The sequence below is a fragment of the Acinetobacter sp. Res13-Abat-PEC15-P4-01 genome (assembly GCF_015676285.1).
Taxonomy (GTDB): domain Bacteria; phylum Pseudomonadota; class Gammaproteobacteria; order Pseudomonadales; family Moraxellaceae; genus Acinetobacter; species Acinetobacter nematophilus.
The window spans coordinates 1-5,572 of record NZ_JADAIN010000013.1; the positions used below are offsets into that span (position 1 = coordinate 1).

The window sequence follows — 5,572 nt, forward strand, 5'->3', positions numbered from 1 at the left end:
ATAAATAGTATACTATTTTTATAAGATTATGAACAAAGGATGTTCACAATGAATAAGAATCATGAAATGGATTATAGTAAAAAAACGTCAACACCTACCTTACAATTAGATAGTCAATTAATTGTGAAGAAATCATTTTGGAAAACTTCTATTTTTCAAATGATTATAGGTTTAAGTTTAGGTTTAGTCGTCGGACATTATTTTCCTTCTTTTGCTACAGAATTAAGTCCACTTTCTACAGCATTTATGAAATTAATCAAAGCGGTAGTTGGTTTAATTATATTTTGTACAATTGCGGTTGGTATTGCAAAAATTGGGAGCCAAGCTAGTGTCGGTAGAATAGCTATAAAATCAATTTTATATTTTGAAATAATGACCACATTAGCGATGATTATTGGTCTAATCGTAGCGAAAATTTTTGAGCCTGGTAAAAATATGAACATAGATCCAGCTCAATTGGATCCTTCAGGTTTATCAAATTTTAGTCACACAGCTGAATCACACACCATCATTGGATGGTTGATGACTATTATTCCCGACACATTTGTATCTGCTTTTACTCAAGGAAATATTTTACCGATACTTTTCGTCGCCATATTTTTAGGAATAGCTTTCTTAAAAATGGGATCAGCAGCTGAACCTATAATTAATTTAATTGAGAAATTATCTGAAGCAATATTTATCGTTGTTGGGATGATTATGAAATTAGCCCCTTTGGCAATATTTGGTGCAATTTCTTACACAATTGGTAAATATGGTCTCCAATCATTTATCCCTTTAATAAAATTCTTATTACTCTTTTATACTTGTTGTCTTATCTTTGTATTTTGTATATTAAGTAGTGTAAGCTTTTATTTTAAAATAAATATTTTAAAACTCATCCGCTACTTTAAAGAAGAATTAATTTTAGCTTTTTCAACAGCATCGTCAGAGGCTGCTCTACCAAATGTAATAAGAAAATTAGAACAGCATGGTTATAAAAAGCATGTTGTCGGATTTGTTATACCAGCCGGATTTTCCTTTAATTTAGATGGATCGTCTATGTATTTCGTCATGGCGATTATTTTTCTTGCTCAAGCTTGCAATATCCCATTAACACTCATGCAAGAAATAACGCTCATTCTAATTTTTATGGTCACTTCAAAAGGGATTGCAGGTGTAGCTGGATCTGGATTCGTAACTTTGATCGCTACATTATCAATTTTTCCATATATCCCAGTCGCAGCTGTAGTTTTGTTGCTAGGAATAGATCGATTTATGGATTCAATGAGGACATTTACAAATCTAATAGGGAATATTGTTGCTGTATGTATCATAGATCAGTCTGAAAAAGCAAAACAAATCGCTCAGTAATTTCAATTTATAAAGAGGACAAACACATGCCTTTAATTAATATAGAGCTTTCACCAGGCCGTACTCATGCGCAAAAAAAAGAATTTGTCAAAAAAGTAACCAAACTTACATCAGAAGTACTTCAATGCCCAATTGAAACAATAGATGTAGTTTTTAAAGAGATCCCTGGTTACAACTGGGCTCATGCAGGAGAGTTCTACTCTGAACCGGATAAATAGTATACTTTTTTAAATAAAAGTATACCTTTTAAACATTGTTTTTTGAACAATTTCCTCTCAATTGAAAAGAGATTAGTTATTATGGATATTGGTATTAAAGGTTTTGATCATCCAGTTATTGCTGTCAAAAACTTATCAGAGTCTCATGCAGTTTATAGCAATCTAGGCTTTACAATTCCACCACGTGGAAGTCATATCGAATGGGGTACAGGTAACTGGTGCATCATGTTTCAGAAAAACTATCTTGAACATCGTGGAATTATAGATGCTGATCGCTACACACATGGATTAGAAAATTTTTTAGCAGAACGTGAAGGTTTGTTGGGTACAGCATTTCGTTCGGATTTGGATAATCGTGATCTTTATAAAAATGCAGTTGCAGCAGGTCTAAATCCCACAGAACCACAAGAACTCACTCGAAATTTTGAGTTGAAAACTGGAAAAGTTCCCGTTTCATTTCGATTGGTGTTTTTTAATAAAGATGATATCCCAGCATTAATGGCTTCTTTAGTATGTGAACACCTCACACCTGAATTATTGAGAAAACCTGAATATCTTGTACACCCAAATACGGCATATGATATTTTTGAGATGACATCAGTCGTAGAAACATTAGATGGTATTAGTGAACAACTTAAGAAATTGTTTGCAGAAGAAGCCGTTGAGCAAGAAACTGACCAGATTAAAGTAACGTTACCTGATGGTGGAACTCATCGTGTACTGGTAAATACGCGCGCAGAAAAAGAAGGATTAATACTCCCAAATGTAGTAACTCCATACTTGAGTAGCTGTGGAATCTCTATTAGAGATAGGACTGTCTTAAAGCATATTTTAGAACAAAATAATGTGCCTTTTGTACAGCATGGTTCTTTAATCCGTGTTTCTCCTGAAAATGCATGTGGTCTTTATTTAGATTTTGCTGAGAAATAAAAAATGACAACCAGTACTACAGATTTATTGAAAGAATCTCTAATTCTACCTAATTCCCTTTGGGCAGAAACAGCCATTGAATTGTTTGAAACAAAAGAGCTTGTTAAAAATTTAGAGTCTGATGTCTTAATAATTGGAGGTGGTTTTACCGGACTTTCTGCTGCAATTCACCTTGCTGAGCAAGGTGTTAAAGCTATAGTACTCGATGCATCAGAACCTGGTTGGGGAGCCTCGGGGAGAAATAATGGGCAAATTATAGCCGGATTAAAACAGGACCCTGATATTATAGAGTCTATTTTTCCTGGAGAATTAGGAAGAAAACTAGTTGATTTTAGTAGTAAAGCTCCATCGATAGTTTTTAATCTCATAAAAAAATACAATATCAATTGTAGTCCAGTTAATAAAGGATGGATTCAACCCGCCTTTACAAAAAAAGGAGAAAAAGCCGTTTTACATAGAGCAAAAGTATGGGAAGTACGGGGAATCAATACGGAGGTAATTGAAGGAAGAAAGTTACATGATCTGCTAGGAACTTCCAAGTATCATATAGGTTGGATTGATCCTCGTGGTGGATGTATTCAACCATTTAGCTTTGTAAGAGGATTAGCAAATGCTGCACATTTACTTGGAGTACATATCTTTTGTCACTCAAAAGTTATTCATTTAATAAATAATGGTGATGTTTGGATTGTTAAAACACAAAATGGTTCTGTTAAAGCAAAGAGCATTATTGTGGCAACAGGTGCATATGCTGAAGATTTAGTGAAGAAATTAAATAGATCGATTGTACCTGTTCGTACTGCCCAAGTTGCAACAAAAATAATTCCTGATTTTTTGCGTAAATCGATCCTGCCTCAAGGACATGTTTCTAGCGATACACGTGAATTACTCACTTCATTTAGATTATCTCCTGAAGGTAGGTTGGTAATGGGAGGATCAGGAGCAACAGCGGGTCTAAATCATTCAAAAATTGTGAGTTATTTACATCAATCAGGTCATAAGCTTTTTGGTACAAAAATTAAACTGGAATGGGAATATGCTTGGAGTGGGTATTTTGCTGTCACTACAGATCATCTTCCTCACATCCACGAACCGCATAAGAATATGTATATATCAGTCGGCTGTAATGGGAGGGGAATTGCAATTTCTACAAGCTTAGGCATCGAATTAGCAAAACGTGTACTAGGCGAGTCAGCGGCTTCTTTGCCCATTCCTGTTACTGATATAAAACCAATAGCTTTTCATGAATTCAGGTATTTAGGAGTAGCAGCAGCAACATTTATTAAGAGGTTTCAAGACTGTATAGAAAATTAATCGATATGTCTGAAATAAGCTAGAACTTCTTTTTTTGTTTGTTCTATGTGTTTCTTTAAAAGTTTAACCGCTTTGTTCAGGTCTGCATTTGCGCAAGCATCTAAAATTTCTTGGTGCTGTACATGTGATCGTTTAGAGCCAGCAGCTTGAGAAATTCGCTTTCGTAAAATTTTCCCCATCTGGTCTTGGGCTGAAGAAATCATTTGTAATAAACGCGGTCGCATGGAAGGAGCATAAATACAATGATGAAATTCCATATTTAAATCACTGCGCTCTTGCTCTGTTTTTGCTTGTGCGTATTGGTGCAAAATTTGTTGTGCGTTTTCAATATCTTTTTGAACCATATTTGGAATAGCGAGTTCTAATGCTTTACATTCTAAAGCAAGACGTATATCGAGCAGTTCTAAATGATCATTTACAGTAAAAACAGCAACTGTTGCTCCTACATTCGGAGTGAATTTAATAAATCCATCACTTTCAAGTCTGATTAAAGCTTCACGTACAGGAATCTTGCTTAAACCTAAACTGGTAGCAATTTCTTCTTGTCTGATTGGTGATCCTTCAGGCAGATCACCATCTGTAATGAGTTTCTTTATAGCTAGGTAAGCTTTTTGATTTCCTGAAATAGGTGTATTGGCAGAAGGCATATATGTCCCTAGCTAGCTAATTAATTATTACGGCAAATATTTTAGGAATTCTATCATGATGAACAGAATAATTGTTGTCTATTGTTTATTAAATAAAGGAGAATATTAGATGAATATTCTATTTTTAGGTTATGGAAAAATGGGGCAGGCATTAGGTAATGCCTGGATAGAAAAGAAATTAGTATCAAAGCTTGTTGCGGTTGACCCAATGATAGATGCTGATAATATCTGCTTTTTTAATCAACAAACTGATGTTCCATCACAGACTTTTGATATTGTTGTTTTAGCAATAAAACCAAATCTGGCAAAAGAAATTCTTGAAAACTTAAATAAGGAATTTTATAAAAAAGCTTGTATTATTTCAATTATGGCTGGGATAGAAACCAACATATTAAAAAAAATCATTAAGAATAAAAATATTCCAATAATTAGAGTTATGCCAAATACAGCTGTTTTAGCGAATGCTGGGTGCTCTGCAATTTATACAGATTCTAATCTATATATTGATTTAAAAAATAATATTGAAAGATTATTTGCAACTGTTGGATATACACTTTGGATTGATAATGAAGATGATTTACATGCAATTACTGCTTTAAGTGGTAGTGGACCAGCATATTTTCATTTATTTACTGAATGCCTCAGCAATGCAGGTGAAAAATTAGGTTTAAAAAGAGAAATTGCAGAAATTCTCGCAAAGCAAACGGCCTTAGGTGCAGCTCTATTACAGATACAATCAGATATTGATTTAGTAAAACTTAGAGAAAATGTAACATCACCTAATGGAACGACGTATGCTGCTATACTAAAACTTGAGAATAATTCCGCTCTTAGAATGTTAATAGTTGAAGCATTGCAAGCTGCTTTTGATAGATCAATTGAGTTATCAAAGCACTAAATTTTGTTAAACGAGTATAAACTTCATTTTAAAGTGTGGTTTATATTTTTAAAATTCAGAATTTTTAGATTAATTATAGTCATACACTCGAATACATATCCATTGTAATTATTATTTAATGTTATGGTTTTTTAAAATATTAATAATTATAAATTTTTATGAATTAATTATTCATCATACGTAAACGGAATACGCATAAAAAACAGATATTA

6 protein-coding genes are annotated in these 5,572 nt (G+C 33.4%); 5 read left to right on the top strand and 1 reads right to left on the bottom strand.

What is annotated here, in order from left to right; translation table 11 throughout:
- The first annotated feature begins 48 nt into the window (after positions 1–48).
- The 4 genes from IMO47_RS05000 (at position 49) to IMO47_RS05015 (ending at position 3,815) form a co-directional block, all read left to right on the top strand.
- The gene (locus IMO47_RS05000; protein WP_196074527.1) at positions 49–1,353 is read left to right on the top strand and encodes a cation:dicarboxylase symporter family transporter; all 1,305 of its coding nucleotides are present in this window, start codon (positions 49–51) and stop codon (positions 1,351–1,353) included.
- Positions 1,354–1,379: 26 nt separating this feature from the next.
- Entirely contained in the window at positions 1,380–1,571 is a 192-nt protein-coding gene (locus IMO47_RS05005; RefSeq protein ID WP_196074528.1) for a 4-oxalocrotonate tautomerase, read from the top strand.
- An 81-nt stretch (positions 1,572–1,652) separates the two neighbouring features.
- Positions 1,653–2,501, top strand: coding sequence for a VOC family protein (locus tag IMO47_RS05010; RefSeq protein WP_196074529.1), 849 nt, complete (start codon positions 1,653–1,655; stop codon positions 2,499–2,501).
- Positions 2,502–2,504: 3 nt separating this feature from the next.
- Positions 2,505–3,815 (top strand): FAD-binding oxidoreductase, encoded by a 1,311-nt coding sequence (locus IMO47_RS05015; protein WP_196074530.1) that lies wholly within the window; start codon positions 2,505–2,507, stop codon positions 3,813–3,815.
- Here IMO47_RS05015 and IMO47_RS05020 read toward each other — a convergent pair.
- Positions 3,812–4,462 (bottom strand): GntR family transcriptional regulator, encoded by a 651-nt coding sequence (locus IMO47_RS05020; protein ID WP_196074531.1) that lies wholly within the window; start codon positions 4,460–4,462, stop codon positions 3,812–3,814. The genes IMO47_RS05015 and IMO47_RS05020 overlap by 4 nt on opposite strands.
- 109 nt (positions 4,463–4,571) lie before the next feature.
- Here IMO47_RS05020 and proC point away from each other — a divergent pair, with 109 nt between their 5' ends.
- Positions 4,572–5,360, top strand: a complete 789-nt coding sequence (proC, locus tag IMO47_RS05025; protein WP_196077790.1) for a pyrroline-5-carboxylate reductase — start codon at positions 4,572–4,574, stop codon at positions 5,358–5,360.
- Positions 5,361–5,572 lie beyond the last annotated feature (212 nt).